Origin of the sequence: Pararhizobium capsulatum DSM 1112 (genome assembly GCF_030814475.1) — a bacterium.
GTDB classification, from domain to species: domain Bacteria; phylum Pseudomonadota; class Alphaproteobacteria; order Rhizobiales; family Rhizobiaceae; genus Pararhizobium; species Pararhizobium capsulatum.
In genome coordinates, this window is the sequence record NZ_JAUSVF010000001.1 from 3,663,495 (window position 1) to 3,689,928 (window position 26,434).

26 protein-coding genes are annotated in these 26,434 nt (G+C 60.8%); 6 read left to right on the forward strand and 20 right to left on the reverse strand.

Annotated elements, in window-relative coordinates; translation table 11 throughout:
* Positions 1-6: 6 nt before the first annotated feature.
* On the reverse strand, positions 7-1,257 hold the full coding sequence (locus QO002_RS17690) for a sarcosine oxidase subunit beta family protein (RefSeq protein WP_307232031.1): 1,251 nt from the start codon (positions 1,255-1,257) through the stop codon (positions 7-9).
* 298 nt (positions 1,258-1,555) lie between these two features.
* Here QO002_RS17690 and cysQ point away from each other — a divergent pair, with 298 nt between their 5' ends.
* Both cysQ and QO002_RS17700 read left to right on the forward strand, forming a co-directional pair.
* The gene (gene cysQ, locus QO002_RS17695) at positions 1,556-2,332 is read left to right on the forward strand and encodes a 3'(2'),5'-bisphosphate nucleotidase CysQ (protein WP_307232033.1); all 777 of its coding nucleotides are present in this window, start codon (positions 1,556-1,558) and stop codon (positions 2,330-2,332) included.
* 121 nt (positions 2,333-2,453) lie between these two features.
* Positions 2,454-3,482 carry a DUF2793 domain-containing protein gene (locus QO002_RS17700; protein ID WP_307232035.1) on the forward strand — a complete coding sequence of 343 codons (1,029 nt, stop codon included), beginning with the start codon at positions 2,454-2,456 and terminating at the stop codon, positions 3,480-3,482.
* Here the strand turns inward: QO002_RS17700 and QO002_RS17705 are convergent, their stop codons facing one another.
* Together QO002_RS17705 and QO002_RS17710 are read right to left on the reverse strand one after the other, a co-directional pair.
* Positions 3,483-3,824 (reverse strand): response regulator, encoded by a 342-nt coding sequence (locus tag QO002_RS17705; RefSeq protein ID WP_307232037.1) that lies wholly within the window; start codon positions 3,822-3,824, stop codon positions 3,483-3,485. It abuts the gene before it with no gap.
* Positions 3,825-4,008: 184 nt separating this feature from the next.
* Positions 4,009-4,764: a Crp/Fnr family transcriptional regulator gene (locus QO002_RS17710; protein WP_307232040.1), complete on the reverse strand. Its 756-nt coding sequence runs from the start codon at positions 4,762-4,764 to the stop codon at positions 4,009-4,011.
* A gap of 188 nt (positions 4,765-4,952) precedes the next feature.
* Between QO002_RS17710 and QO002_RS17715 the strand changes: the two genes are divergently transcribed.
* On the forward strand, positions 4,953-5,813 hold the full coding sequence (locus tag QO002_RS17715; RefSeq protein ID WP_307232043.1) for an SDR family NAD(P)-dependent oxidoreductase: 861 nt from the start codon (positions 4,953-4,955) through the stop codon (positions 5,811-5,813).
* Between the two features lie 119 nt (positions 5,814-5,932).
* Positions 5,933-7,483 carry a VOC family protein gene (locus tag QO002_RS17720; protein ID WP_307233489.1) on the forward strand — a complete coding sequence of 517 codons (1,551 nt, stop codon included), beginning with the start codon at positions 5,933-5,935 and terminating at the stop codon, positions 7,481-7,483.
* A 9-nt stretch (positions 7,484-7,492) separates the two neighbouring features.
* On the opposite strand, the gene QO002_RS17725 is transcribed toward QO002_RS17720, so the two are convergent.
* The 11 genes from QO002_RS17725 to speB form a co-directional block, all read right to left on the reverse strand.
* Entirely contained in the window at positions 7,493-8,053 is a 561-nt protein-coding gene (locus QO002_RS17725; RefSeq protein WP_307232045.1) for an NADPH-dependent FMN reductase, read from the reverse strand.
* 94 nt (positions 8,054-8,147) lie between these two features.
* Entirely contained in the window at positions 8,148-9,116 is a 969-nt protein-coding gene (locus QO002_RS17730) for a ring-cleaving dioxygenase (RefSeq protein ID WP_307232047.1), read from the reverse strand.
* Positions 9,117-9,258: 142 nt separating this feature from the next.
* On the reverse strand, positions 9,259-10,044 hold the full coding sequence (locus tag QO002_RS17735) for a carbon-nitrogen hydrolase family protein (protein WP_307232049.1): 786 nt from the start codon (positions 10,042-10,044) through the stop codon (positions 9,259-9,261).
* The gene (locus QO002_RS17740; RefSeq protein WP_307232051.1) at positions 10,041-10,841 is read right to left on the reverse strand and encodes an ABC transporter permease; all 801 of its coding nucleotides are present in this window, start codon (positions 10,839-10,841) and stop codon (positions 10,041-10,043) included. The genes QO002_RS17735 and QO002_RS17740 overlap by 4 nt, the downstream gene beginning before the upstream one ends.
* Positions 10,838-11,692, reverse strand: coding sequence for an ABC transporter permease (locus QO002_RS17745; RefSeq protein WP_307232053.1), 855 nt, complete (start codon positions 11,690-11,692; stop codon positions 10,838-10,840). Before QO002_RS17745 ends, QO002_RS17740 begins: the two co-directional genes overlap by 4 nt.
* A complete protein-coding gene (locus tag QO002_RS17750) occupies positions 11,689-12,720 on the reverse strand; it encodes an ABC transporter ATP-binding protein (RefSeq protein WP_307232055.1) in 1,032 nt (343 codons plus the stop codon). The genes QO002_RS17745 and QO002_RS17750 overlap by 4 nt, the downstream gene beginning before the upstream one ends.
* 211 nt (positions 12,721-12,931) lie before the next feature.
* Positions 12,932-14,020: an ABC transporter substrate-binding protein gene (locus QO002_RS17755; protein ID WP_307232058.1), complete on the reverse strand. Its 1,089-nt coding sequence runs from the start codon at positions 14,018-14,020 to the stop codon at positions 12,932-12,934.
* A gap of 92 nt (positions 14,021-14,112) precedes the next feature.
* Positions 14,113-14,760: an amino acid ABC transporter permease gene (locus tag QO002_RS17760; protein ID WP_307232060.1), complete on the reverse strand. Its 648-nt coding sequence runs from the start codon at positions 14,758-14,760 to the stop codon at positions 14,113-14,115.
* A complete protein-coding gene (locus QO002_RS17765; protein ID WP_307232062.1) occupies positions 14,757-15,425 on the reverse strand; it encodes an amino acid ABC transporter permease in 669 nt (222 codons plus the stop codon). The genes QO002_RS17760 and QO002_RS17765 overlap by 4 nt, the downstream gene beginning before the upstream one ends.
* A gap of 4 nt (positions 15,426-15,429) precedes the next feature.
* Complete coding sequence (locus QO002_RS17770) at positions 15,430-16,236, reverse strand: transporter substrate-binding domain-containing protein (RefSeq protein ID WP_307232064.1); 807 nt, start codon at positions 16,234-16,236, stop codon at positions 15,430-15,432.
* Positions 16,237-16,384: 148 nt separating this feature from the next.
* Positions 16,385-17,446 (reverse strand): agmatinase, encoded by a 1,062-nt coding sequence (gene speB / locus QO002_RS17775; protein ID WP_307232066.1) that lies wholly within the window; start codon positions 17,444-17,446, stop codon positions 16,385-16,387.
* Positions 17,447-17,681: 235 nt separating this feature from the next.
* Between speB and QO002_RS17780 the strand changes: the two genes are divergently transcribed.
* Both QO002_RS17780 and QO002_RS17785 read left to right on the forward strand, forming a co-directional pair.
* Complete coding sequence (locus QO002_RS17780) at positions 17,682-18,698, forward strand: LysR substrate-binding domain-containing protein (protein WP_307232068.1); 1,017 nt, start codon at positions 17,682-17,684, stop codon at positions 18,696-18,698.
* 19 nt (positions 18,699-18,717) lie between these two features.
* Complete coding sequence (locus QO002_RS17785; protein ID WP_307232070.1) at positions 18,718-19,896, forward strand: aminotransferase; 1,179 nt, start codon at positions 18,718-18,720, stop codon at positions 19,894-19,896.
* 57 nt (positions 19,897-19,953) lie between these two features.
* On the opposite strand, the gene QO002_RS17790 is transcribed toward QO002_RS17785, so the two are convergent.
* The 6 genes from QO002_RS17790 to QO002_RS17815 form a co-directional block, all read right to left on the reverse strand.
* The gene (locus QO002_RS17790) at positions 19,954-21,387 is read right to left on the reverse strand and encodes an aldehyde dehydrogenase family protein (RefSeq protein ID WP_307232072.1); all 1,434 of its coding nucleotides are present in this window, start codon (positions 21,385-21,387) and stop codon (positions 19,954-19,956) included.
* A 158-nt stretch (positions 21,388-21,545) separates the two neighbouring features.
* On the reverse strand, positions 21,546-21,680 hold the full coding sequence (locus tag QO002_RS17795; protein ID WP_307232074.1) for a hypothetical protein: 135 nt from the start codon (positions 21,678-21,680) through the stop codon (positions 21,546-21,548).
* 162 nt (positions 21,681-21,842) lie between these two features.
* Complete coding sequence (locus QO002_RS17800) at positions 21,843-22,757, reverse strand: transglutaminase-like domain-containing protein (protein WP_307232076.1); 915 nt, start codon at positions 22,755-22,757, stop codon at positions 21,843-21,845.
* A 256-nt stretch (positions 22,758-23,013) separates the two neighbouring features.
* On the reverse strand, positions 23,014-24,282 hold the full coding sequence (locus QO002_RS17805) for a glycerate kinase type-2 family protein (protein WP_307232078.1): 1,269 nt from the start codon (positions 24,280-24,282) through the stop codon (positions 23,014-23,016).
* Between the two features lie 6 nt (positions 24,283-24,288).
* Positions 24,289-24,606 (reverse strand): Dabb family protein, encoded by a 318-nt coding sequence (locus tag QO002_RS17810; protein ID WP_307232080.1) that lies wholly within the window; start codon positions 24,604-24,606, stop codon positions 24,289-24,291.
* Between the two features lie 24 nt (positions 24,607-24,630).
* The gene (locus tag QO002_RS17815; protein WP_307232082.1) at positions 24,631-26,286 is read right to left on the reverse strand and encodes a GMC family oxidoreductase; all 1,656 of its coding nucleotides are present in this window, start codon (positions 26,284-26,286) and stop codon (positions 24,631-24,633) included.
* Positions 26,287-26,434: the final 148 nt, after the last annotated feature.

Sequence of the window (26,434 nt, forward strand, 5' to 3'; positions counted from 1 at the left end):
AAACTCTCAGTGCAGGTTGGGCTGGGGACCAGCGCCATGTTCGTCGATCGGATAGCCCCGCTCGAAGCGATCGAGCCGCAGGAACCGCGCCGCAGGATGCGTTTCGCCCTTGGCGATCAGGTGGGCAAAACAGAAGCCGGAGGCCGGCGTCGCCTTGAAGCCGCCGTAGCACCAGCCGCAGTTCAGGTAGAGATTGTCGATATCCGTGCGGCTGATGATCGGTGAGCCGTCCATGCTCATGTCCATCACCCCCGCCCAGGAACGCAGCACGCGGACACGCGACAGGCCGGGAATCATCGTCACCCCCTCCTCCATCACATGCTCGACCGTCGCCAGATTGCCACGTTGGGCATAGGAACTGTAGCCATCGATCTCGGCGCCGAATACCAGGCCGCCCTTGTCAGACTGGGAGATGTAGAAATGACCGGCACCGTAGGTGATGACATGATCGATGCAGGGTTTTAGCCCTTCCGTCACAAAAGCCTGCAGCACATGGCTCTCGATGGGGAGCTTCAGCCCAGCCATCTGACCAACGACAGAGGTATTTCCGGCCGCCGCCAAGCCCAGCTTGCCGCAGCCGATAAACCCGCGCGAGGTCTCGACGCCCATCACCACGCCATTTTCCCGGCGAATGCCCGTCACCTCGCAATGCTGGATGAGGTCGACACCGTGTCGATCGGCGCCGCGGGCAAAACCCCAGGCGACGGCATCATGCCGCGCCGTGCCCGCCCGCTTCTGCAGCAGACCGCCCATGATCGGGAAACGCGCATGGTCGAAATTGAGGAAGGGCATCATCTTCTTCAGCGTCTCGCGATCGAGAAGCTCGGCCGGGACGCCCTCCATCCACATGGCATTGCCACGCCGGATATGGGCGTCGCGATCGGCGTCATTGTGGAAGAGGTTGATGATGCCTCGTTGAGAAAGCATGACGTTGTAGTTGAGATCCTGCTCCAGCCCCTCCCAGAGCTTCAGCGAGAACTCGTAAAACGGCTCATTGCCGGGCAGCAGATAGTTGGAGCGCACGATCGTCGTGTTGCGGCCGACATTGCCGGAGCCAAGATAGCCCTTTTCGAGCACGGCGATGTTCTTCACCCCGAATTCCTTGGCGAGATAATAGGCCGTCGCCAACCCATGCCCGCCGCCGCCGACGATAATCACGTCGTAATGCGCTTTCGGCTGGGGCTCACGCCAGGCCGGCGTCCAGCCCCGGTTGCCTTGAAATGCCTGCTTGATCAGGGCGAGTGCCGAATAGCGCATGCCGTTTACCGTTCCATGATTTTCCCGCCACATTGGCATATCAAGCGGTGGGTGCAAGGTCAGATCGCGGCACGTTTGGCGATTCCTGCAGCGACCTTTTGTCCGTAGCGCGGGGGCAACACTCTCCGCTTTGTGTTGCGATGTCAGCCACAAATCCAAATTTCGACTAACCATTCCTAAGCATGCGGAATGACTGCATTAACGTCCGCGTGTATAGTGTTGCAGAGCAGGCAGATATTCTATAGGGCTCGCCGCCGCAAGAAATCACCGACGCACGCAAAAGGGGCACGAAGAGCAGATGCTCGACATTCTGGAAGAGGCGGCCGTCGCGGCAGGCAAGGCGATCATCGACGTCTACAATGCCGGCCCCGACATTGCCTACAAATCGGACTGTTCCCCTGTGACCGATGCCGATGAAACGGCTGAGCGGATCATCCTCGATAAGCTGGTCGCCGCTTTCCCCGACATTCCTATCGTGGCCGAAGAATCGGTTGCAGCCGGCCATGTTCCAGACATTGACGGCAAGACCTTCTTTCTGGTCGATCCACTGGACGGAACCCGCGAATTCGTCAATCGTCATCACGACTTTACCGTCAACATCGCCCTGATCTCGAAGGGCGAACCGATCGCTGGTGTCGTCTATGCGCCGGCACTGGGCATCATCTATGCCGCAGATCACGGCAAGGCAAAGAAGTCGGTGGTTTCGGGCCTGACCAGCATTGGACGTCCGGTGGTGATTGGCTGTCGAAACCGCGGCGACCGGATTGTCGCCCTGGCGAGCCGCTCCCACAACAGCGAGGAGACGGTTGCCTATCTCGCAGAACACGGCATCACGGATTACGAATCCGTCGGCTCCTCCCTGAAATTCTGTCTGCTTGCCGAGGGGCTGGCCGACATCTATCCGCGTCTCAGCCGCACCATGGAATGGGATACGGCAGCGGGCGATGCCGTTCTGCGCGCAGCCGGCGGCGAAACCGTGACCATGAATGGCGACCCCCTCACCTACGGCAAGCGCAATCAGGCGCATGATGCCGATTTCGCAAACCCGTTCTTCGTTTCCCGCGGCAGAAGCTGACAACATGCGAAGGCCGGGCATCGGTTCCCGGTTTTTTCGTTTTGTATCACGGCCCACAGTACCCGTTCGTCCCCGCCGTCGGTGTTCCCCTTAGGCTTCCCAAAACGCCAAGGAGAGCACCATGAGCGAAACGACCGCCAATCTCGAAATGCCCTATATCCTGCCCTCGCAGGCCCAGAAGCATGTGACCCACAACGAAGCACTGCAGCGCCTCGATGCGATCACGCAACTCACGATCAAGGCCTCGCTTGCGGCGCCGCCGACAGGTCCGGAGGAAGGCGGATGCTATCTCGTTTCGACCGGGGCAAGCGGTGCCTTTTCCGGCAAGAGCGGCAAGCTGGCCTTTCGCCAGGATGGAAGCTGGATTTTCATCACCCCGAAAGCGGGCTGGCACGCATGGTTCATCCAGGATGAGGCCTTGAAAATCCACGATGGCAGCTCCTTCGCGCACGACGCGATCGGCACCCCCGACTTTCTCGGCATCAACACGTCGGCCGACAGCACCAACCGTCTTGCCGTTGCGGCGGATGCGAGCCTGCTCACCCACGACGGAGGCGACCATCAGTTGAAGATCAACAAGGCGGCGGCTACCGATACGGCAAGCCTGCTGTTCCAGACCGGATGGTCCGGGCGCGCGGAGATGGGCCTTGCCGGAAACGACACCTTTTCCATCAAGGTCAGCGGCGACGGAACAACCTGGCAGGAAGCGCTTGATATCACCGCTGCCGGTCAGGTGCTGACGCCGAACCGTCCGCTTGCACGGGCGACCCGCGGCGGCGGCGTCATCACGCCTTCATCCGGCAGTCAGACGGGTTTCTCCACCTTCAGCATCAATCAGGGCGGCTCCAGCCTTGGCGCATCCGTTGCGGGCGGCGGCAACCGGCTCCTCATTCCGGTGACGGCAGCCTATCTCCTCTGCCTCGCCGTCGAGGCCAATCCGGCAGGCGCCTTCAGCGTCTCCGTCAAGTCCGGCGGCACGACCACAATAACAGGTATCAAGGACAATGATGCCGCAACGGCCAGCTACAATGGCGTGGCGGTCGGGCTCGCACTGCTTTCCGCTGGCGACTGGCTGACACTGGAGCATACGGGTTCCACGTCGATCGATTTTGGCGCGGGGAAGACGGAGCTCACGGTTATCATGATGTGATCAGACGCCGCTCTGCGGCGCCATCGTCAGAAGATCACGCAGCATCTCTTCGTTGAACGGTTTTGGCAGGCGCGGATGACCACGCAACGACGGCGGAAAATCTGTATTGTCTTCATAGCCGCTGACAAAACCGAATGGAGTTCCAAGCGTCACGAGCTTCGCTGCAAAATCGAAGCTCGTCTCGTGGCCAAGATCGACATCCAGCAAGGCGAAGTCGAACCTGTGCTCTGCAATCAAAGCGGTTGCCTGAGTCAGATTGATTGCAATTTCGACATGCTCGACCCCGAGTGTCTTCAGCATGTCTTCCGCATCGAGAGCGATGAGGAAATTATCTTCAAGCACAAGTACCCGCCTGGTCGACAAAGGAAATTGCGAATTCACCGTTTCATCCAATTCTAGCTTCCGACCGTAGGCACTCCCTTCGATTCGGACCCAGCGCCGAAACTATTCGACCGCCGACATCGTCCGCAATTAAATAAGACATACCGCGGAATTTTCCGACCGAGGCCGCGGCCTGATGGGCGGCTCAAACGAAAGGCCGCTCAATCTCCTGAATGCCCGACCATCCCGCAATCTGCGCCAGCCCTTTGTCATCGAGAATATCGCACCCTCTCTCCGCCCAGCGGATGAGTTTGCGGTCGGCAAGCTTGCGAAGCGTGCGGTTGGTGTGGACGATCGAAAGACCGAGCGTATCGGCGATATGTTGCTGGGTAATGGGAAGCGAAACACGCTGGCCTTCGAAAAGGCTGGTTGCTTCCGCGCGCCTGTAGAGGAAAGCAAGAAGATAGGCCGCTCGCTCCAGTGCGGAGCGCCGTCCCAGACTGAGCAGATTCTCGTCAAGGATGCGCTCTTCCTGCGCGGCGATCCAGGTCATGTCGTAGCCAAGTCCGGGATGATTGGCGAACAGCTTATGCAACTTGTCGCGCTCGAAGACGCAAAGCGTCACAGGAGAAAGCGCCTCCACCGAATGCTGCATCTCATGCATCAGTGTCCCCTGAAGGCCAATGAGATCGCCGGGCATCATGTAGTTCAGGATCTGCCGGCGGCCGTCATCGAGCATCTTGTAACGGAAACCCCAGCCGGAAAGAACGGTGAAGAGATGGGCGCTGTTTGCCCCCTCGGAGAGGATTGTGGCGCCGGCATCGACCGCAAGCTCACCCATCTTGAAATGGGATACGAATTCCAGTTCCTCCGGCGTAAAATCACGAAAGTGATCAAGCGCCCGCAGGGGACATTGCTGGCAGGGTGTCTGTTTACTTTGCCTTTTTTTGAATGTGGCCATTCAGGAACCTTGCTATGAAACTGACGCCCAGCGCTTTCGCGGGGCCGCCCAGCCAGCACAATTAGCGCTGCCGGCCATTTCGGCAAGCGGTTTCGAATCGCGCTTCGAAACCAGGGATAGATGGTAGACTTCGCCGAGACGGGGCCGTAGGTTCTCCACCGCCTCGCAACCTTGCTATGGATACCACCATGACCCATCCCGCTTTCGCTCAAAAGCACGTCGCCGTTGTCACCGGAGCCGCGTCCGGCATCGGTCTCGCTGCCGCCAAACGCTTCGCTGGACTTGGTATGAACGTGGTTCTGGCAGACCTTGCCGGAGAGAAACTCAATGCAGCCGCACGCGAGGTGGCGGATGTATCAGCCGAGGGTGGCAACGCCGTTCTCTCAGTCGCGACCGACGTATCGAACCTTGCCTCGCTTCAGGCACTGGAAGACGCGGCGCGCGATCGTTTCGGTGCCGTACATGTGCTGATGAACAATGCCGGCATCCAGCCGGGCAGCGCCATGTTCGGCCCGCTCGGCAGCTGGGAAAGCACGCTTGCCGTCAACATGTGGGGCGTCATCAACGGATCGCGGGTCTTTGCGCCCGGCATGATCACCGATGGCGGACCGGGGCTGATTATCAACACCGGCTCGAAACAGGGCATCACCACCCCGCCCGGCGACCCCGCTTATAATGTCTCCAAGACCGGCGTCAAAGCCTTCACCGAGGCGCTGGAGCATGAGCTGCGCAATACCGAAAACTGCAAGGTGAGCGCTCACCTGCTGATCCCGGGCTTCGTCTATACCGGACTGACGGCGGGCAACCGTACGGAAAAGCCGGCCGGCGCCTGGACCTCGGAAGAGACCGTCGACTTCATGTTTTCCAGTCTCGAAAAGGGCGACTTCTACATCCTCTGCCCGGACAATGATGTTGATCGCGCGACCGACGAGGTCCGCATTCTCTGGGCCGCCGGCGATATCGTCGAAAACCGGCCGCCGCTGTCGCGCTGGCACAAGGATTATGCCGAAGCCTTCAAGACGCATCTCACTGAAAGCCTGAAGCGCTGAGCGACTTTCGAGGTTGCGGAGGAACCTTCTATCCGCAACGATTTGAACGGCGATAAAGAGCATACGCAAAGGCAGCGGAAATGCTCCAGGCAACCGAAATTTCAGACAGGCAGGCCCCGATGACCAGCGGCATCCACCACATCACCCTGATTGCCCGCAAGGTGCAGGCCAACGTCGATTTCTATGTCGGCTTTCTCGGGCTGAAACTGGTCAAGCGAACGGCCGGTTTCGAGGATGCGGCCCAGCTTCACCTGTTCTACGGCGATGCCATCGGCTCTCCCGGTTCGCTCGTCTCGTTTCTAGTCTGGGAAGACGGCGCACAGGGCCGTGTCGGTCATGGACAGCCGAGTGAGATCGCCTTTGCAATCCCGTCCGAAAGCATCGGCTTCTGGCTGACGCGCGCGCTCCGCTTCGGTATCGCGACAAGTGGCCCCGCCCAGGAATTCGGCGAGCCGGTCATTCGGCTGAAAGACCCCGACGGCGTCATCGTCAAGCTGGTCGGAACCGACGTCTTCTCATCGAAGCATGTCTTCGACAATGGTGAGGTTCCAAAGTCCGACGCCATTCGCAGGCTGCGCGGGGCAACTATCCTGACCGAGAAGCCCTCGGAAACGACCGAGGTCATCACCCGCCACTTCGGCTACCGCGAACTCGCAGCAACCGACGCCATCCAGCGGCTCGTTTCCGATAGCGGCGATATCATCGACGTGCGCAATGCCGGCGGCTTCTGGACGGCTGCACCCGGCACGGGAACGATCGATCACATCGCCTTCCGCGCCGTCGACAAGGCAGAGGTCAAGGCACTCAAAGATACGCTCGCGGCGGAAGGCGACGACCAGACCGCCGTTCACGACCGCAAGTATTTCTTCTCGCTCTACATGCGCGAGCCTGGCGGCACATTGTTCGAATTCGCAACCGATGCACCCGGCATGGCCGTGGATGAGGAAACACTCGGCAGCCACCTCTTCATCCCCGCCCATTTCACCGGCGACCGGGAAGCGATGACGGTGATGCTGCCGCAATTCGCTTTGCCCGGCGAAGAACGCTTTGCCGCGCGCGAGCTGCCCTTCGTGCACCGGCTGAACCAGCCCGACGAACCGGATGGCAGCACGCTTATTCTCCTCCATGGCAGCGGCGCCAGCGAAACCAGCCTGCTACCGCTTGGCCGCAAGGCCGCACCGCATTCGCTGCTCTTCAGCCTGCGCGGGCGCAGCACCGAAGAAGGTGCGCCACGCTTCTTCCGCCGCCTCACGCCCTTTACCTTCGATCAGGCCGACATCGCCTCGGAGACCGAAGCCTTTGCCGCGACGATGGAAGATGCTGACGTCGGCTACGGCCTCGACGCTGCCCGCATGACCTTCCTCGGCTATTCCAACGGCGCCAACATGATCACGGCCACCATGCTGCTGCAGCCGGGTTTCATTCGCCGTGCAATCCTGCTGCGCGCTATGAACCCCCTGACGAAACTTCCCGATGTCGATCTTTCCGGCATCGAGGTCCTTATCGTGACGGGCGCGACAGACCCATATGCACCACATGCGCCGGCACTCGAAAATCTGCTACTGGAACGCGGGGCGACGGTCGAGGCGATCACCATATCCGCGGGCCACGAGATCGGGGACGCCGACGCGAAGATCGCCGCGGAGTGGTTGTCATCACGAAACGGCTGACGAAGAGCGCTACCGCTCCTTCGTCTCCATCACGTATTCAGCGAAGGCCTCGACAAAGGCCTTCAGCCTGATCTTGGCTTCCTCGTCGGTTAATTTACCGTCCTTGTCGAACAGCGAGCCAGCCTTCGGCAGCATCAGCCGCTTGCCGGCCCAAAGGTCTGCTCCCAGCGTGCGAAACACCGGAAGCCAGGCATTCTGGCTCAGCAGCGTGCCGAACGGACCGGGCGAGGTACCCACAAGCGCGAAGGCCTTGCCGGCGAAAACGTTGGGCGCGCCCGTCATTGACGAACTCGCCCAATCGATCGCATTCTTGAAAACGCCGGGCATGGAATTGTTGTATTCGGGGGTGAAGAGAATGACACCATCCGCATCAGCGATCTGGTCCTTCAAGAGCTGTACCGGCGCCGGCACGCCCTCGCGCTCGATGTCGGCATTGTAGAGTGGGATGCCCTCGATCGTGCCGGCCGTGAAGCGGACATCGGTCAATCGAAGCTCCAACGCCGCATGGAGCAGCGCCTTGTTGAAGGAGCCCTTGCGCAGACTTCCGGAAATGCCGAGCAGCTTGATCATCGTGTCATCCTTTTCGCGATGGAGAGGATGATGGTGCTTGATGCCAAAAAGTCGAGATGGAAAGCCGGATTATCCCGGCTTTCCTGTTGCAGCTTCAGACGAGTGGCTTCAGCCGTGCCTCGATCTGCGCACGGCGATCTTCCAGGAACGGCGGCAGCGAAAGCCCCTCGCCCAGTGTTTCCAACGGTTCATCGACAGCAAAGCCCGGCCCGTCAGTGGCGATCTCGAACAGGATGCCGTTCGGCTCGCGGAAATAGAGCGAGCGGAAATAGAAACGCTCGACTTCGCCGCTCGACGGCAGATGGAAGCTTTCGAGCCGCGCCGTCCATTCATGCAGAGCGCTCTCGTCCGGTGCGCGGAAGGCGACGTGGTGCACGGCACCGGCGCCCTGCCGCGCTGGAGAAAGCCGCGGCTGGACGGCGACATGAAGTTCGGCGGCCGGACCACCCTCGCCCATGCGGAAGACATGCACCGTTCCCTCGCCATCCGGCGAAGGGTAGCGACGGTCTTCCACCATGTTCATCACATGGCTCAGGATCAGTTCCGTGTTGGTGATATCGGGCACGCTCATGACGATCGGCCCGAGGCCCTTGATCTGGTGCTCGGACGGAACCGGGCTCTTCTCCCACGGATGGGAAGGCGCCAGACCGCCGTCGTCGATCAGGCGGAATCTCTGACCTTCGCTGTCCTCGAAGGCCAGCGAGGCACGGCCATCAACCTCGGCGACGTCGCCGGACGTAACCTTAAGTTCATCGAAGCGAGCCTTCCACCAGACGACGCTGTCGCGACTACCGACCCGAAGGCTCGTCGCGATAACGCTGTGGGTGCCGCGCGTCTCGCGGGCAACCGGCCAATCGAAGAAGGTCAGGTCCGTGCCGGGCGTCGCCAGACCATCGGCGTAGAACAGATGGTAGGCGGTCGTATCGTCCTGGTTGACGGTCTTCTTGACCAGCCGCATGCCGAGAACCTGCGTGTAGAAGCGCAGATTTTCCGGCGCATTGGCGGTGATCGCCGTCAGGTGATGAATTCCAGTCAGTTGCAGACTGGTCGGTTGCAGGCTCATGGCCGCCTCCCTTTCAAGGTTTACTTGGGAACCAATATCGCCCCGCCGGAATTTTATACAAGGCAGCCGTCGTCGACGGATTGTTCACTGGACGTGAACGATGAGCCCCTTGCCTCGCAGTCTCTGCACACCCCGAGGCAGCTCACTGTGCGTGGCGGTTGACATCATGGAGATAGGTGTTTTCCGCGCGGGATACGTTGAATTCGGCGGGATCGACCTTGACCAACATCAGCATCTCATCGCGCGGCCCGCCGCTGGCGAGCAGGTTGCCATCCGGCGAGGCGATGCGTGAAAGACCGGCGAAGGAGAAGCGTTCGTCGGAGCCGCAATGATTGATATAAGCAACGAAGACCTGGTTTTCGAAGGCGCGGGTCTGGATCATGTGATCGGCGATAAAGGTGCCCGACCAGCCGGCTGGCAATGCCGTCGGCACCAGCACGGCCTCGGCGCCGGCCAGCGCCAGCCGCCGCACGTTTTCCGGAAATTCGACATCGTAGCAGATCAACATGCCGCATGTGACGCCGCGATGATCGAAGAGATACGTTGCTGGCTCACCCGGCTCGAACAGGCCGCGCTCGTAATCGCCGTAAAGATGGGACTTGCGGTAGACAACCGGCGTCTCGCCGCCATCGACATAGACGGCGCTGTTGAACACCGTACCGTTGTCCAGCTCCGCGAAGCCGGCAATGAGGGCAATGCCGGTCTTCAGCGACAGGGTCTGGAGCGCCTTGACGATCGGACCATCCACGGGCTCCGCCAACAGGCCCACCGCCTCGCCGCCACCATAACCCGTGATGCCAAGTTCGGGGGTGATGAGCAGGCTCGCACCCTTCGCCGCGGCCTCGATGGCCGCCTTTTCGATGCGCGCCAGATTGGCGGAGACATCGCCGCTTTCGGATTTCATCTGCAGTGCCGCCAGTGTGATCATTTGTCGTCAGCCGCCATTGCGCCAAGCAGTTTCGGAAGATCGCCGAAGCGGGCGACCAGCGAGAAGATTACGGCTGCCGTTGCCACGAACAGCACCGTCACCGCCGCCATGGTCGGCGTGTAGCCGTAGCGAAGCGCGTTGAAGATCTTGATCGGCAGCGTTTCCATGGTGAAGCCGACGGTCATGTAGGCAACGATATATTCGTTGAGCGACAGCACGAAGGCAAAGGCATAGCCCGAGACCATATAGGGCAGGATCAGCGGCAGGACGACGGTGCGGAAGATTGTTTTGTCATCAGCTCCCATGGTCGCCGCCGCCTCGACCAGCGAGCGGTCGATGGCGGTGAAGCCGAGCGAGAGCGTCACCAGCGGCAGCGTCACGAAGAAGATCGCGTGGCTGATGACTGCCGTCCATGGCTGGCCGTAGAAGCCGGTGGTCGCCCAGAAGGTCAGGAGCCCGAGCGCGGTGATGACTGGCGGCAGCGTGAAGGGCGCGATGCCGAGAAGCTGGAAGATGTTTGCCCATGGCGCGATCCGCCGCCACAGGAACCACGCGAGCGGCAAGGCGATCGCTACGGCCAAGGCGGCCGAGAGAACTGCCAGCGTCAATGAGGCGAACAGCGCGTTGCGCCATTCGACGTTGAGGAAGATCTCACCATACCAGGACAGCGAAAACCCCTTTGGCGGAAAGGCGAGCGTCTGCTTGGCGTTCACCGAAACGCCGGCGACGACGATCATCGGCAGCGCCAGGAACAGGCCGATGACAGCGAAATAGAGATTGCGAAGCACGTTGTTCATGCGGCTTCTCCCTTGCGGCCGGCAATGACGGTGAGCGCGACAAGGCCGAGCGTGACGAGCACGAGAAACACAGCCATGGCAGCGGCAAACGGCATGTTCGACTGGTAGATCGCCTGATCGGTGATCAGCACCGACAGTGTCCAGTGCTGCGGTCGGCCGAGAAGCTGCGGCAGGAGATACGAACCGAGCGCAAAGATGAAGACCATGATCAGCGTCGCCGTCAGCGTGTTGCGCAGCGCCGGAACGACAACAGTGAAGAAGGCCTTGAGCGGCGATGCACCAAGCGTACGCGCAGCCTCCGTCAGGGTCGGATCAAGCCGCACGATCGCCGGATAGAGGACCAGCACGGTGTATGGAAATGCCTGATAGACCATGCCGGTCAAAACCGCACCGAAGCTTGGCAGCAGCGCCTTGGCCTCTGCCATGATGCCGGCTGCGACCAGCAGATTGGTGATCCCTGCGGTGCGTGACAGAAGCGTCGACCAGGCAAAGCCGATGATGACTTCTGACAGCGACAGCACCGATAGCAACGCAACCAGCCAGACGATCTGCGCCTTCCGCGACATGCGCGCCAAGAGATAGGTGAACGGCACCGCCAGCAGGACGCAGCAGATGGCAACCGTAATCGCCAGCATCAGTGAGAAGCCGAGTACATTGGCAAAGAACAGGCTGATGAAGCGCTCGTAATTGGCAAACTGGAAGGCCGGCGTATAGAACCCGGCCTGCTCTCGCTGGAAGAAGCTGACCGCGATCATCGTCGCGAAGGGAATGACGAAGAAGACCGTGAGCATGATTGCCGGAAAGGCGATCGGCGCATAATCAAGGAGGCTTTGCGGCTTTTCCCGTCTCATTTGGAGAGCACCACGCAGACATCGGGAAGAAGCGTCACGCCAACCGGCTGGCCAACCGTCACATCCGGCCGCGCACGTGGCGTGGAGACCGCAACGATCTGGCGTCCGGCAACATCCACAAAGGTCTCGATCGTGCCGCCGAGATCGCGCACGAAGGTCACCGTCCCGGAAAGTGCGCCGTTTCCAGGCGCCGTCAGGTGCACATCCTCGGGACGTACCGAAAGGGTCGCCTTGCTCGCTGAGCCCAGCGAGATGCCGGACACCGGCTGGCCGAGAACGGTGACTGCGCCAGCCTTTGCCTCGGCTTCGAGCAGATTGGTCGAACCGATGAAATCGGCAACAAAGGTATCGGCTGGACGGCGATAGATCTCGATCGGCGAGGCCGCCTGGCGGATTTCGCCCTTGTTCATGACGACGACGGTATCGGCCATGGTCATCGCCTCGCGCTGGTCGTGGGTGACGACGATGGTGGTGATGCCGAGCTTCTGCTGCAACTGGCGCAGCTCCACCTGCATCGCCTCGCGCAGCTTGGCGTCAAGCGCCGACAAGGGCTCATCAAGCAGGAAGAGTTTGGGGGAAATCGAAAGCGCCCGGGCAATCGCCACGCGCTGGCGCTGGCCCCCGGAGAGCTTCGACACCGGCCGGTCGGAATAACCGGAGAGATGGATCATGGCGAGCAGTTCATCGACGCGCTTCTTCTGCTCTTCCTTGGCAACTCCTCGGATGCGCAGCGGATAGGCGATATTTTCACCAACCGTCAGGTGCGGAAACAGCGCCAGCGACTGGAACACCATGCCGAGATTGCGCTTGTGGGTGGGTACGCGGGTGATGTCATCGCCGTCAAGCTTGATCGCACCGGAGGTCGGAAGATCGAGGCCGGCGATCATGCGCAACAGCGTGGTCTTGCCACAACCGGAAGGGCCGAGCAGGCAGACGAAGGTCCCGTGTGGCACCGTGATGTCGACATTGTTGACGGCGGTGAACGAGCCGAATTCCTTGGTGACGTTGCTGAGCGCGAGGCCTGACATGGGTGGTCCTTTTAGAAGCCGCTGTGATGCGACGCTTATCAATCAATACTGTATCTGCCTCCCTCTGCCCTGTCGGGCATCTCCCGCTCAGGGGGAGATCGCAGGAGGCGAACCCTCTTCTCGACCGCAATGGCAGAGAGGGAAAAAGAACAATCTCCCCCCTTGAGGGGGAGATGTCACGAAGTGACAGAGGGGGTGAACCCGCCTCCCCTTAGCCGACGATCAGCTCGGTCCACTTCTGGTTCAGCCAATCCGACTTGGTCTGGTAGAGATCGTAGCGCGGAATGATCGGTTCGATATCGGAGGAGACGGCTGCAAATTCCGCATCCGTCAGGTCCATCAGCTCGCGCTTGACAGTCGGAGACGTGCCGACCTTGCGCGACAGGATCGCCTGGATCGACGGCTGGCTCATGTAGTCGATGAACACATGTGCTTCCTCGACCTTTTCAGAAGCGCGCGACAGCGCCCAGCAACCACTATCCTGAATGCCGCCTTCCTTCGGGAAGGTCGAGCGGACCGGATTGCCGTCGGCGGCAGCAAGGCCAGTGACGTCGTGATAATACTGGCCCATCGGGATTTCGCCCGACTTCAGCGACTGCTCGAACTGGGCTTCGTCACGATACCAGAGACGCACGTTCGGCTTGACTTCGGCAAGCTTGGCGAAGGCCTTTTCAAGCCCCTCGTCGGTATCCAGCGCATTGGTGCCGCCGAGATAGGTCTTGGCCGTCACTTCCAGCAGGAAGGAGTTGGAGACCAGCGCCAGCAGGCCAAGCTTGTCGGCATTTGCCGGGTCCCAGAGGGCTTCCCAGGACGTCGGCGCTTCCTTGTAGGCGTCGGTGTTGGTGACCAGCGTGATGTACCACGACACGGCACCGATACCGGCGATGCGGCCATCCGGATACTTGTTGACGAAGCGATCGAGCAGGTTCGAAGCGTTCTTGAGCTTGGCCGTGTCGAGCGTTGCCCAGAGGTCGGTTGCCTGCCCCTTCAGCATCGCGACCTGCGACATCATCGAGACGTCGGCCGGTGCCTGGCCTGCCTTGGCGGCCTGCTCCAGCTGTACCAGCCAGGCTTCGCCCGTCGGCTCGGCGATGGATTCGACGGAAATGCCGGTCGCCTTGGTGAAGTCCGGGAAGATGTTCTTGTCGAACGAATCCTTGAAGTAACCGCCATAGACGCCAACCTTCAGCGACTTCTCCTGCGCCCGCAGGATCGACGGCATCGCCAGCATTGAGACGCCGGCAAGGCCAGCACCCAGCACGCCGCGGCGGCTCACGCCGGATTTCAGAAATTCAGTCATCGTCTTTCTCCTTGTGGTTCCGGTGCCGGTTTTTTGGCTTCCGGTCTGTTCCCAATTTTTGTCCGGCCTTGCAAGATCGAACGAACTCTTGATCAGCGTTTAAGTGCCCGAAGTTCCAGCATTTTTGCGTATCGCGTCAGTGGAAAACACAGCGCGAAATAGATCAACGCAACAAATCCGTACACCTTGAAAGGTTCGAACGTCGCATTGTTGATGGCATTCGAGGTTCGAACCAGTTCCTCAAAGCCGATGATCGATGTCAGCGCCGTGCTCTTGATCAGCTGCACCAGGAAGCCGACCGTCGGCGCCCGCGTCATGGCAAAGGCCTGCGGCAGAATGATCAGCCGCAACTGCTTCAGATAATGCAATCCCAGGCTGCTGCCGGCATCCCATTGCCCCAGCGGCACCGCTTGCACGCCACCACGCCAGATTTCCGCCAGAAAGGCGCTGGCGCACAGGGTAAGCCCGAGCACGGCGGCCGTCCAGGGTTCGATGCGCAGCCCGAGAAGCGGAAGGCCGAAAAACAGCAGGAACAACTGCATCAGAAGCGGCGTGCCCTGGAATAGGCCGATGTAGTATTCGGCGAACCGTCGTACCCATGGCCGCTTGGAAATGCGCATGAACAGTATCAGCAGCCCGACGACAGTGCCGCCGGCAAAGGCGACGATCGAGAGCAGGATCGTCCAGCGGGCCGCCAGCAGAAGATTGCGGATGATATCCCAGAGGGTGAATTCAATCATGACACGCCTCCGGAAAGAAAACGATTGCCACCGGCAACCAGCAGCCGGCGCAGGCCGATGCTCATGGCGAGATAGACGAGCGTGACGATGAAATAGGTCTCGAAAGCGCGGAAGGTGCGGGCCTGCAACAAGTCTGCCTCATAGGTCAGCTCGCGCACGGCGATCTGTGAGACAACGGCCGATTCCAGCATCATGATGACGATCTGGCTGGTGAGCGCCGGAAAGATAACCTTCAGCGCCTGCGGCAGCACGATCTTAATGAAAACCTGACGCGGACGAAGGCCGAGCGCCAGTGCCGCCTCACTCTGCCCCTTCGACACGGCATCGAGACCGGCACCAACGATCTCGGTCGTATAGGCCGTCATATTCAACGTCATCGCCAGGATTGCGGCAACCACCGGATCAAGCCGGATGCCAAGGCTGGGCAGCCCGAAGAAGATGAAGAACAATTGCACCAGGAAAGGCGTGTTGCGGATAAGCTCGACATACCAGCCGATTGCCCGGCGCAGCAGGGCGTAGCGACTACGCCCGCCGGCCGCGCCCAGCACGCTGAGCACGATGCCGGCAACTGCCGACACCGCAATCAGGAAGATCGTCATGGCTGCACCGCTTGCGATCAGGGTGATAGCATCGTTCAGCCAGCCGAAATCGAGCGTGTAACCCAAAGGATTAGTCCTTGAGGTTTTCAGGGTTGAGCGGAACCTTCAGCCAGGCTTCCGAGCTCTCGTTCAGCTTGCCCTCGGCAAGCATCTTGGCAACCGCGTCGTTGATCGCGGTCTTCAGGCGATCCTCACCCTTGTTCAGGGCGAGATGCGACGGAGAGGTCATCAGCTGGAACTTCTGCTCCGGCTTCAGGGCTTCCTGACGAGCCAGCACCTGCGCACCGACGTCATTGCCGACGACCATCAGGTCGGTCTGGCCGGAAATAAAGGCCTGGATGACAGAGTTGTAGTTGTCGAAGCGCTTGATATCGGCATCCGAAGGCGCCGCTTCCGTCAGCGAGGTATCTTCGAGCGTGCCGCGGTTGACGGCGATGCTCTTGCCGGCGAGGTCTTCCTTACCCTTCACCTCCATGGCGGCCGGCCCGATCACGGCGATGTAGTAAGGCGCATAGGCCGCAGCGAAATCGATGACTTCGGCGCGCTCCTTGCTGTAGCCGACGCTGACCAGCATATCGACGCGCTTTTCGGTGAGGTACGGAATGCGGTTTTGGCCGGTGACCGGAACAGGAACCAGCTTCACCTTGAGGCTGTCGGCAATGTACTGTGCGACGTCGATGTCGTAGCCCTTGAGGCTCATGTCGGCGCTGGCCGAGGAGAAAGGCGGGAAATCGGCGAAGACGCCAACGTTGAGCACGCCAGCCTTGGTGATGTCATCGATGGCATCGGCCTGGGCGACGGATGCAAAGCCGAGCACGGCACCGCTCAGCAGCAGCGCAGCGGCAAGGCCGGATTTCATGGTCGAAAGTTTCGTCATTTTATTCCCCTTGTGAGTTTTGTTTATAGGCAGGCACGGTATCGGGCGTGGCTTGGGTCTCACCCTACCTCTCTCCCCGAGAACGGGGCGAGAGAAATATTGGCTGGTCCCCCTTCTCCCCGATGGGGGGAAGAGCGGCCAACTGCCCTCAGTCTCTGTTCCCGTTGACGAACGGGCTGAACACCATGAGGCTCAGGATTTCGAACAGGACCTGCGATCCCGCATGGGCGGTATTGGTCGTCGAGTCATACTGCGGTGCGACCTCAACCACGTCGCCGCCGACGAGATTGATGCCCTTCAGGCCCCTGATCAATTCCAGCACCTCGCGGGTGGTAAGGCCGCCGATTTCCGGCGTGCCGGTGCCCGGTGCAAAGCTTGGATCGAGGCTATCGATATCAAAGGAGAGATAGGTCGGCCCATCACCGACGATCGCCTTCGCCTTTTCGATGATGGCGGGAATGCCGAGCCCCGTCACTTCCTCCGCATGGATAACCGTCATGCCGGATTCGTAGGAGAACTCCCACAGATATTCCGAGGACCCCCGGATGCCGATCTGGATCGTGCGGGTCGGGTCAAGCACGCCGTCGAGTACCGCATTGCGGAACGGGCCGCCATGGTGGAACTTGGTGAGATCGTAGGCGCCGCCGGTATCGCAATGGGCGTCGATGTGGATCATGCCGACCGGGCGCTTCTTGCCAACGGCCTTCAGGATCGGATGGCTGATCGAATGGTCTCCGCCGACAGACAAAGGAACAACACCGGCATCGACGATCTGGTTGATGCGCTTTTCGATGTCGTCGTGGCTGAGCTCCAGCCGGTAGCGGCTCTGGAACGGCACGTCACCGATATCAGCGACAACAAGATCATGCACCGGCGCGCAGCCGAGAACATGGTTATAGGGTCCGATGCGCTCGATGGTGCGCATGGCGCGGGGTCCAAAACGCGAACCGGGACGATTGGTCACGCCGAGATCCATCGGAATGCCGACCATGGCAACCTGCAGGTTGCCAAAATCCGGCTCGTTGGCATCGACCGGCATATGTGGCGCCATCAGGAAGGTGGGAATGCCGGAGTAAGGCGCAAGCCGGGTGCCGTTCTTGGAAAAGATCTTGTCGGCGACCTTGCGGAAGGTCGGGTCGAACATCTCGCCGCCATGGGCTTCACCGTATTTCGCCTTCAGGTCCTGCAGCTTCTGATCATCTAAGGCCATGCCGTTATCCCTCCTTCTCGGTACCCGGGGAAGAGCGGCATCTTTTCCAATCGGACAGCGTCGGACAGGAAGCGGTCCACCGCTGTTTGCGGGTGGCGTCGAATGCAGGTTCCCCAGGCTTTTTGCCCTTGTTGGCGATATTAGCAGTCAATTTGATTGGAAAATCAATTGACAATGTTATAGCGTTTTGTGTGAGAAATATTCACGTTCAACCAATCCCGGAATCCTCCCGCCCGTGACCAGTCGTCTGCCTCCGCTCAATCCGCTGCGCGCCTTCGAGGCGACGGCACGACGTGGGTCCGTTTCGGCGGCCGCGCGCGAACTGAACGTCACCCACGGCGCCATCAGCCACCAGATTCGCGCCCTGGAACTCTCTTTTAATGCGCCGCTGTTCGAGCGCGGGGCCAAGCGCATGAAGCTGACGCCGCAGGGCGCATTGTTGCTTCCGGCCGTCACCAATGCCTTTGAGGGGATCGCCGCCGCCACGGCCGCCATGCTGCGACCAACGACCAGTGGAGATCTGCGGATCACCTGCGTTGCGGCTCTTCTGTCCTTCTGGATGATACCACGGCTGCACTTGTTCACCGAACAATATCCCGACATCCGGTTGACGCTGACGGCGTCCAATGATGCGGCGAACCTTTTTTCGCCGGATGTCGATATCTGCCTGCTTTATGGCGATGGCAACTGGGGCGACTGCTGGGCGCGCCTCTGGAGCCGGCTTGAACTTTTCCCCGTGGCCAGCCCGACACTCCTCAACATGCGTCCTCTTCGATCCGTGAAGGACCTTCAGGATCATGTGCTGCTGCATGGCGACGACGGCCGCGAATGGAACACCTGGCTGACAGCCGCCGACGGAAACGACGTGCCACGCGGCCGCCAGCATTTCATGAGCGATGCGCGGCTTTCAACCGAGGCAGCCCTGCACAATCAGGGCGTAGCGCTGGGTGATAATATCACCGCCGGCAGCCTGATCGCCAAGGGCGAACTGATCGTTCCGTTTGCCCTGGCCGTGCCCGCCAATGACGCCTTTTACGTCGCGTGCCGCAACGAGGCGCGCGCCGCCCCGATCGTCAAGGTGTTCATCGACTGGCTGTTTTCCGCGCTGGAAAGTGACCCCATGCCGGAGATGCAGACCTCGGCTCGAACGGTCATTCGCGCCCGCCCCGCCAAGGACAGTTTCCAACCCGTTTCTTCACCTTCGCGCGCCCGTCGTCCGGAAATGACACCGAAGCGCCGCGCAAAATCTTGAGAACCACAGGACATTCCTCATGCCGCATTTCAATCCGCTGATCGCTCGACTGTCACCACCGCCAGTTCCGTCCGTCCTCGCCTGGGCAAAAGCCTATGACGGTGCACGCGGCCCGTTGATCGATCTCAGCCAGGCTGTTCCCGGCTACCCCGCCCATCCGGATATGCTGAAATGGCTCGGCGAGGCAGCAAGCTCGACCGCCTATACCGGCTACGGCGCCATCGAGGGCGAAGCCGTGCTGCGCAGCGCCTATGCCGAACATATGTCAAAGGTTTACGGCGCCAATGTCTCGGCGGATAACATCCATATCACGTCGGGATGCAATCAGGCCTTCATATGCACCGCGATGGCGCTTGCCGGCACCGGCGATACGATCCTGATGACCAACCCCTTCTACTTCAACCAGGAAACCACGTTGTCGATGCTCGGCATCGATATCGAACTCGTGCCCTGCGACCCGTCACGCGGCTTCCTGCCGGATGTCGAAGCCATTGCCCAGGCTCTGCGCCCGGGTATTCGGGCGCTGGCTCTTGTGTCACCCAACAATCCGACCGGTGCCGTCTACCCTCCAGCTCTGCTTGCCCGCATTTTCGAACTGTGCCGCAAGAACGGCACGTGGCTCATTGTCGACGAGACCTATCGCGACTTCCTGCCGGAAGGATCAGTCGCGCCGCATGATCTGCTGTCAATGAATGGGTGGCAGGACAGTCTCGTCTGCCTTTACAGCTTCTCCAAATCCTTCTGCATTCCCGGCCACCGGCTGGGCGCCATCACGGCCAGCCCGGCTCTGGTCGAGCAGATCGCCAAGATCATGGACAATCTGCAGATTTGCGCGCCGCGCTCGGCGCAGGCAGCGCTTGCGAAAGCACTTCCTGCCCTCGACGACTGGCGAGCCGGAAATCGGGCGGAAATCAGCAGGCGAGCCGATGCGTTGCGTCAGGTCATGGCCAAGACACCTGGCTGGAAGCTGCAGGCGATCGGCGCCTATTTCGCCTATATCCGTCATCCCTACCCCGATATCCGCTCCGATTTCGTCGCCGAAAAGCTCGCCAAGATCGCCGGCATTGTCTGCTTGCCCGGCGATTATTTCGGCGAGGGCCAGGAAGGCTATCTGCGCTTCGCCTTCGCCAACGCCGACACAGCCACGATCCTGAAGCTTGAGGAACGTCTGAACGGATTTACGCTGCCGGGCATCTGAAAAACGCTCCGGCAATATTTCGAAACCCGCCGCGCTGGCGGCGGGTTTCTGGATCATTCAAGCCGCGTCGGGCCGATGGATGGTCTTGACTTCGAGGAAGTCTTCAAGCCCGAACAGACCACCTTCTCGGCCGTTGCCGGATTGCTTGTAGCCGCCGAACGGGCTGCCATAGCGGTGCGGCCCGCCATTGATGTGCACCATGCCGGCACGCAGCCGTGAAGCGACACGCTCGGCGCGGTCGGGATTGCCGGTCTGCAGATAGGCCGCCAGCCCGTAGGCCGTGTCGTTGGCAATCGCGATTGCTTCTTCCTCGGTATCGAACGGAATGATCGCCAGCACCGGGCCGAAGACTTCTTCCCGGGCAATACGCATATCGTTGTTCACGTCAGCAAAAATCGTCGGGCGGACGAAGTAGCCAGTCTCATAACCTTCCGGCTTGCCGGGGCCGCCGACGACGACACGCGCGCCTTCGGCAACACCCGCCTCGATCAGCGCTTGCACCCGACCGAACTGGATATGGGATACAAGCGGCCCGATATGGCTGCCCTCTTCCTCCGGATTACCAACTCGCGCTTCGCGGCCCGCCTTTTCTGCTATGGCGACGGCTTTGTCATAGACCGAACGCTGCACCAGCATGCGGGTCGGCGCATCGCAGGACTGGCCGGAATTGTTGAAGCATTCGGCGACGCTGGCCGCCACGCGATCTTCAAGATCGGCATCCTCGAAGACGAGGTTCGGCGATTTGCCGCCAAGCTCCAGCGTCACCCGCTTGACCGTATCGGCCGCATCTTTGCTGACGGCGATGCCCGCGCGTGTGGACCCCGTAAACGACATCATGTCGATGTCCTTGTGCCGGGAAAGGGCCGAGCCGCATTCGATGCCGTCGCCATTGACGAGGTTGAAGACACCGGCCGGGAAACCTGCTTCCTCGACCATCTCGGCATAGAGAAGCGCATTGAGCGGCGTGAATTCCGACGGCTTCAGCACGCAGGTGCAGCCCGTCGCCAGCGCCGGCACGACCTTGAGTGCGATCTGGTTGATCGGCCAGTTCCAGGGCGTGATCAGGCCGCAGACCCCAATTGCCTCGCGGCGAACCACATCGCCATTCGGCAGGACTTCGCGACCTTTCAACCGCTTCAGGCCGTCAATGAAGCCCTGCAGATGGCCAACGCCGACATCCGCCTGCTGCTCGGTGCTCATGGTGATCGGCGCGCCGAGCTCCAGCGTAATTGTGCGGGCCATTTCATCGTAACGCCGCTTGTAGATCGCCAGCAGCGCCTCAAGCAGCGCGATACGCTCGTCGAGCGAGGTCTGGCTATAGCTTGGGAAAGCGGCCTTTGCAGCGGCAACAGCGCGGTCGATATCGGCAGACGTGCCCATGGAAATGACCGCAATCGGCTTTTCCGTTGCCGGGTTGATCACGTCCAGATCACGCGTCTGCAGGGGATCGACCCACGCGCCACCGATAAAGAATTGTCGTTTGTCCAGCATGCTGTTCTCCCGTCATTGCTTTTGCTTCGCCGCCATCCCTGGCGGCGGCGCATGGTGGTCCGGCGAAAATTTCGGGTCAAGCCATGAGCGGACGAGGAATCACCAAAAAAGGCCCATGGCAACGCCACGGGCCTTTTCCAACATTTTATCATTAGACGTCAAATCGCTCCGCAAACCAGTGCGGTAACAAACAGGAACGCTGCGGCAAGGGCTGCGCCCTGGGCGGCAGTATTCCAGGAATACGGAACAGCGGAAATGGGTCGGTTCTGTGCAAGCGGCTTAGAACTCTGCATTCTTGCTCTCCCTATGTTTCTGCCGGCCGGACTTTAAATCCTCTTCTCCGACATTCTCTCCCTATGTTATCCAAAATTTTCCAGTAAGTTTATAGATATTATTTTTCGATTTTTCCCGAACCGAAGAAAAATCAAACCACAAGCAGAAACGCGACGGGCGGCTCAATGTTCCTGGTGTTCGCGCTCGATCACATGGCGCGCCCATCGTTCGCTGAACCAGGGATTCAGCAATGACACTTCGCCATGGCTCGGCGGTTCTGTCAGCGCGGCGTCGGCATCGCGGTAGGTCCAGACACGGAACGTCGTCAGTTCGTGTTTTCCGAAGGTCTGGATCAGCGGAATGTCGGCCGCATCGCAACCCCGGGCAGCCGCAATACGACCGATCATCGGCGCATTGTTACGTGCATCGAAGGTGTACCACCTGTCCTCCAGATAGACCTCGAACCACGAATTGACGTCCATCGGCGCCGGGTTGCCGGCAGTGTCATTTTCGGCCAGATAACCATTCACATACCGCGCCGGCATGTTCATGCAGCGGCAAAGCGTGATGGCAAGATGGGCATAATCCCGGCAGACACCGGAGCGCTCCTCATGCGCCTCCATCGCCGTGCGCATGACGGAGGAATAACCGTAGCTGAAGGTCAGCCGCTCGTGCACATAGTCGCAGATCGCCTGCACGCGCTTCCAGCCGGGCTCGATATCGCCGAAATTCCGCCAGGCGAGCGCTCCGAAACGATCTGTCTCGCAATAGCGGCTCGCTGACAGATACGGAAGACACGACGCCGGGAGCTTTTCTACAGGGACGGCGCCCGCGCCGATTTGCACGTAATCCGGGCGGCCGCTGTCACGAATGACGGCGTCGTAGGACAGGACCGTCTCGCCTTCCGGCAGCACCATTCGTACGCAGACATTGCCGAAGGGATCGGTGATCTCGCCCATTTTAATCGGGGGTTTGGCTATCGGCCCTCTCTCACCGATGATATCGCGCCGACGCTCGTGATCCACTGAAAGATAGGTCATCAGAGGTGTCGGCTGTACACAGCGAATCCCAATTTCGTATCCGAACCGGATGAACATGTTCGACCTCCACAACCCGCGGAAAACGTATTTTCCGCCCGTTTGTTCCGACCTGAAGTTTGAACTGGAGACGATTTTCCGGACCACGCCTCCCTACTCGGGCAAGACAGACCGCACAGGAATCATCCGGGACAAAGTCAAAGGCTGTCTTGGCACAACGCGCCGCACACGGTGCGCAACAGCGCAAGCGGCCCGGTCAATCTAGCGCAGAACGCGGCAAAGAGGAATGGAAAGTTCCGTAAGCGATAGGTCCCGCTCAGAGCACCAGCATGGCGCGGAAATCGTTGACATTCGTTCCCGTCGGCCCTGGCACAAAGAGATCGCCGCTGGCGTTGAAGGCGTTCCAGGCATCGTGGCGCGCAAGATGGTCGCGCGGATCGGCACCGGCTGCGCGCATCGCTGCAACAGTGCCGCCATCGGCAAAGGCACCGGCATTATCCTCGGAGCCGTCGATACCATCCGTATCCGCCGCCAGCGCGTGGATGTTGGCAACGCCATCGATGTCGAGCGCCAGCGACAGGAGCAATTCGCTGTTGCGCCCGCCTTTTCCATATTGATTGCCGGAGATGGTCACAGTCGTCTCGCCGCCGGAGAGGATAACCACGGGCCTGGAAAACGGTCGATCACGCAGCGCCGTCTCGCGGGCGATTGCCGCATGCATGCGACCGATATCACGCGCCTCGCCCTCGATGGCATCGGACAGGATAACCGGCTCGACACCAAGCGCCCGCGCCTTCGCCGCAGCCGCCTCCAGCGAGACGCTCGCAGACGCGATCACATGGCGTACATGGTTCCGGAAGGCCGGATCGTCTGGCCGGGGTGCCCGCGCCTGTTCCGACTTGAGATGCCGCATCACCGCAGCCGGCAGGTCCATGCCATAGCGGGCGACGATCGCCAAAGCCTCCTCCGGCGTTGATGCATCGGGAATGGTGGGGCCTGAAGCAACAAAGGCAGGGTTGTCGCCCGGCACATCTGAAACGATCAGGCTCACGACACGGGCGGGCGCTGCTACAAAAGCCAGCCGTCCACCCTTGATGCGGGAGACGTGCTTTCGCACAACATTCATCGCCGAGATCGGTGCACCAGAGGCGAGCAGCGCCCGGTTAACGGCAATCTCGTCTTCCAGGGTCAGCCCTTCAGGCGGTGCCGGCAGCAGCGACGAGCCGCCCCCGGAGACCAGGGCAATGACGAGATCGTCCGCCGTCAGCCCTTCGACCAGTCTCAACAACTCCGCCGAGCCGGCAAGCCCCGCCTCGTCCGGCACCGGATGCGCCGATTGCAGCACGCGGACACGCTGGCACTCTGCAATCGGCCCATGACGCGCTACAACCGCACCTTCCAGCGGCCCATCCCACAGGCTCTCGAAAGCCGCCGCCATCTGGCTTGCCGCTTTACCCGCGCCGACGACGATGGTGCGTCCCTTGGGCCGTTCCGGCCGATGGGCACGGATGGCGGCCAGCGGATCGGCAGCCGAAACAGCGGCCTCGAAAAGACTGGTCAGGAACGGCCGAGGGGCAAGGGGCATCGGCAATCAATCCGCAATTTCGATATCATAGACGAGCACACCGTCGACCCCACCTTCGCAGGCATCGACAATCCGGCCACCGACCTTCTGGTGTTCAGGATGAACGAGGTAGGCATCGCGGGCGCCAGCATCGGCAAAATCGATGATGAAGCCGCTGGAATAACCTTTGTCCATGCCGGTTTCCGGGCTGACATTCGGCCCGATATGAGCAGCTACAAAGCCGGGGACCAGAGGCTTCAACGCCTCGATCGCGTGGAAGATTTCTGTCTTCCGGCCATCGGGATAATCGGACTTGAAGCGGAGAAAGACGCAGTGGCGGATCATCGGAACTCCTATCTCACGGTGGCGCTATCTTACATCGGCTCTGGCGCGCGGACGCTGGTCGTTGCTCTCATGGCTGAAGATCACGGCCGGCAGGGGCTGTAGGCCACGGATGATATCCGAACCCTTCTCACCCATCATGATCGTCGGACCATTGGTGTTGCAAGAGGGAACGCGCGGCATGACGGAACTGTCGCAGACGCGCAGACCTTCAAGCCCATGCACCTTCAGATCAAGCCCAACGACCGCATCCGCGCCCGTGCCCATCTTGCAGGTGCCGACCGGATGGTGGTCCGTCTTGGCATTAGCGCAACCATATTGGAACAGCTGCTCGTCGGTAACAACGCCGTTGCCCGGCAGCCGCTCCTCCTGAATGAACGGCTTCAGCGCCGCCTGCTGGAAGATCTCGCGGGCGATCTTCAGACCCTCGATCGACATCTTGCGATCATGCGGGTCTTCCCAGTAGTTCGGGTCGATCAGAGGGGCGGCGGCGGGATCGGAAGATTTCAGCCGCACCGTGCCGCGCGAGCGGGGATGCAGATAGGCGGAATTCAACGTCACGCCGGCGTTCTTCAGCTTCTCGACGCCTGCCTCGATGCCGGAACCGAGACCAAGGTGGAACTGGATATCCGGCGAGCGCGCATCCGGATCGGCATACCAGAATCCGCCGGTCTCGAAGAGCGACGAGGCGACCGGGCCGGAGCGAAACAGCACATATTGCAACCCCGCCCAGAGCGTACGGTGCAGCTTTGCCACGCCGTCATAGGTATGGTCACCGGTGCATTCGGAGATGACGAAAAGATCGAGATGATCCTGCAGGTTGGAGCCGACGCCGGGCAGGTCGTGCTTCACCTCGACGCCGACAGAGCGCAGGTGATCGGCCGGGCCGATGCCGGATTGCTGCAAGAGCTTCGGGGAACCGATGGCGCCGGAGGAGACCAGCACCTCGCGCTCGGCGCGAATTGTTTCAAGCCCCTTTGATGTGGCGATCTCGACGCCCACGGCGCGGCTTCCTTCGATCAGGATGCGCGTCACCCGCGCCCCGAGCCGCACCGTCAGGTTCTTGCGGCCGCGGATCGGGTTGAGATAGGCGAGCGAGGCGGATGAGCGGCGGCGGTTTCGCTGGGTCAGCTGATAAAAGCCGACGCCGGCCTGCTGCTTGCCGTTGAAATCATGGTTGTAGGGAATGCCGAGCTCCTGGCCGGCGCGGATATAGGCGTCGCAGATCGGCAGGCCCGATACCGGCATGGAGACGCCGAGCGGCCCACCATAGCCGTGATAGTCGTCGGCGAAACGCTGATTGTCTTCGGAGCGCTTGAAATAGGGAAGCACGTTGCGATAGTCCCAGCCCGTGCAGCCGTCTTCGCTTGCCCAGAGGTCATAGTCGGCCGCATTGCCGCGGGTATAGAGCTGGGCATTGATCGAGGAACCGCCGCCGATGACCTTGGCCTGGGTGTAGCGCAGCACGCGGTTCTTCATGTGCTTCTGCGGCACCGTTTCCCAGCCCCAGCTGGCGACGCCCTTCGTCATCTTGGCAAAGCCTGCTGGCATGTGGAACAGCGGGTTCCAGTCGCTTCCGCCGGCTTCGAGGAGAAGCACCTTCACATCGGCATCTTCGGTCAGGCGGTTTGCCAGCACGCAGCCCGCTGGGCCGGCTCCAGTGATGATGTAGTCGTAGGTCATGTGTCTGTCCTCAAAGTCTCTACCGATCTTCCCTTGGGAACAGGAAGCCGGCCAAATATTCCGTGCCCACTTCTCCCCCGCGGGGAGAAGTGCCGAGCGTATGCGAGGCGATGAGCGGGTCTTGACCGCAAACTCCGAGCCAGCCGCC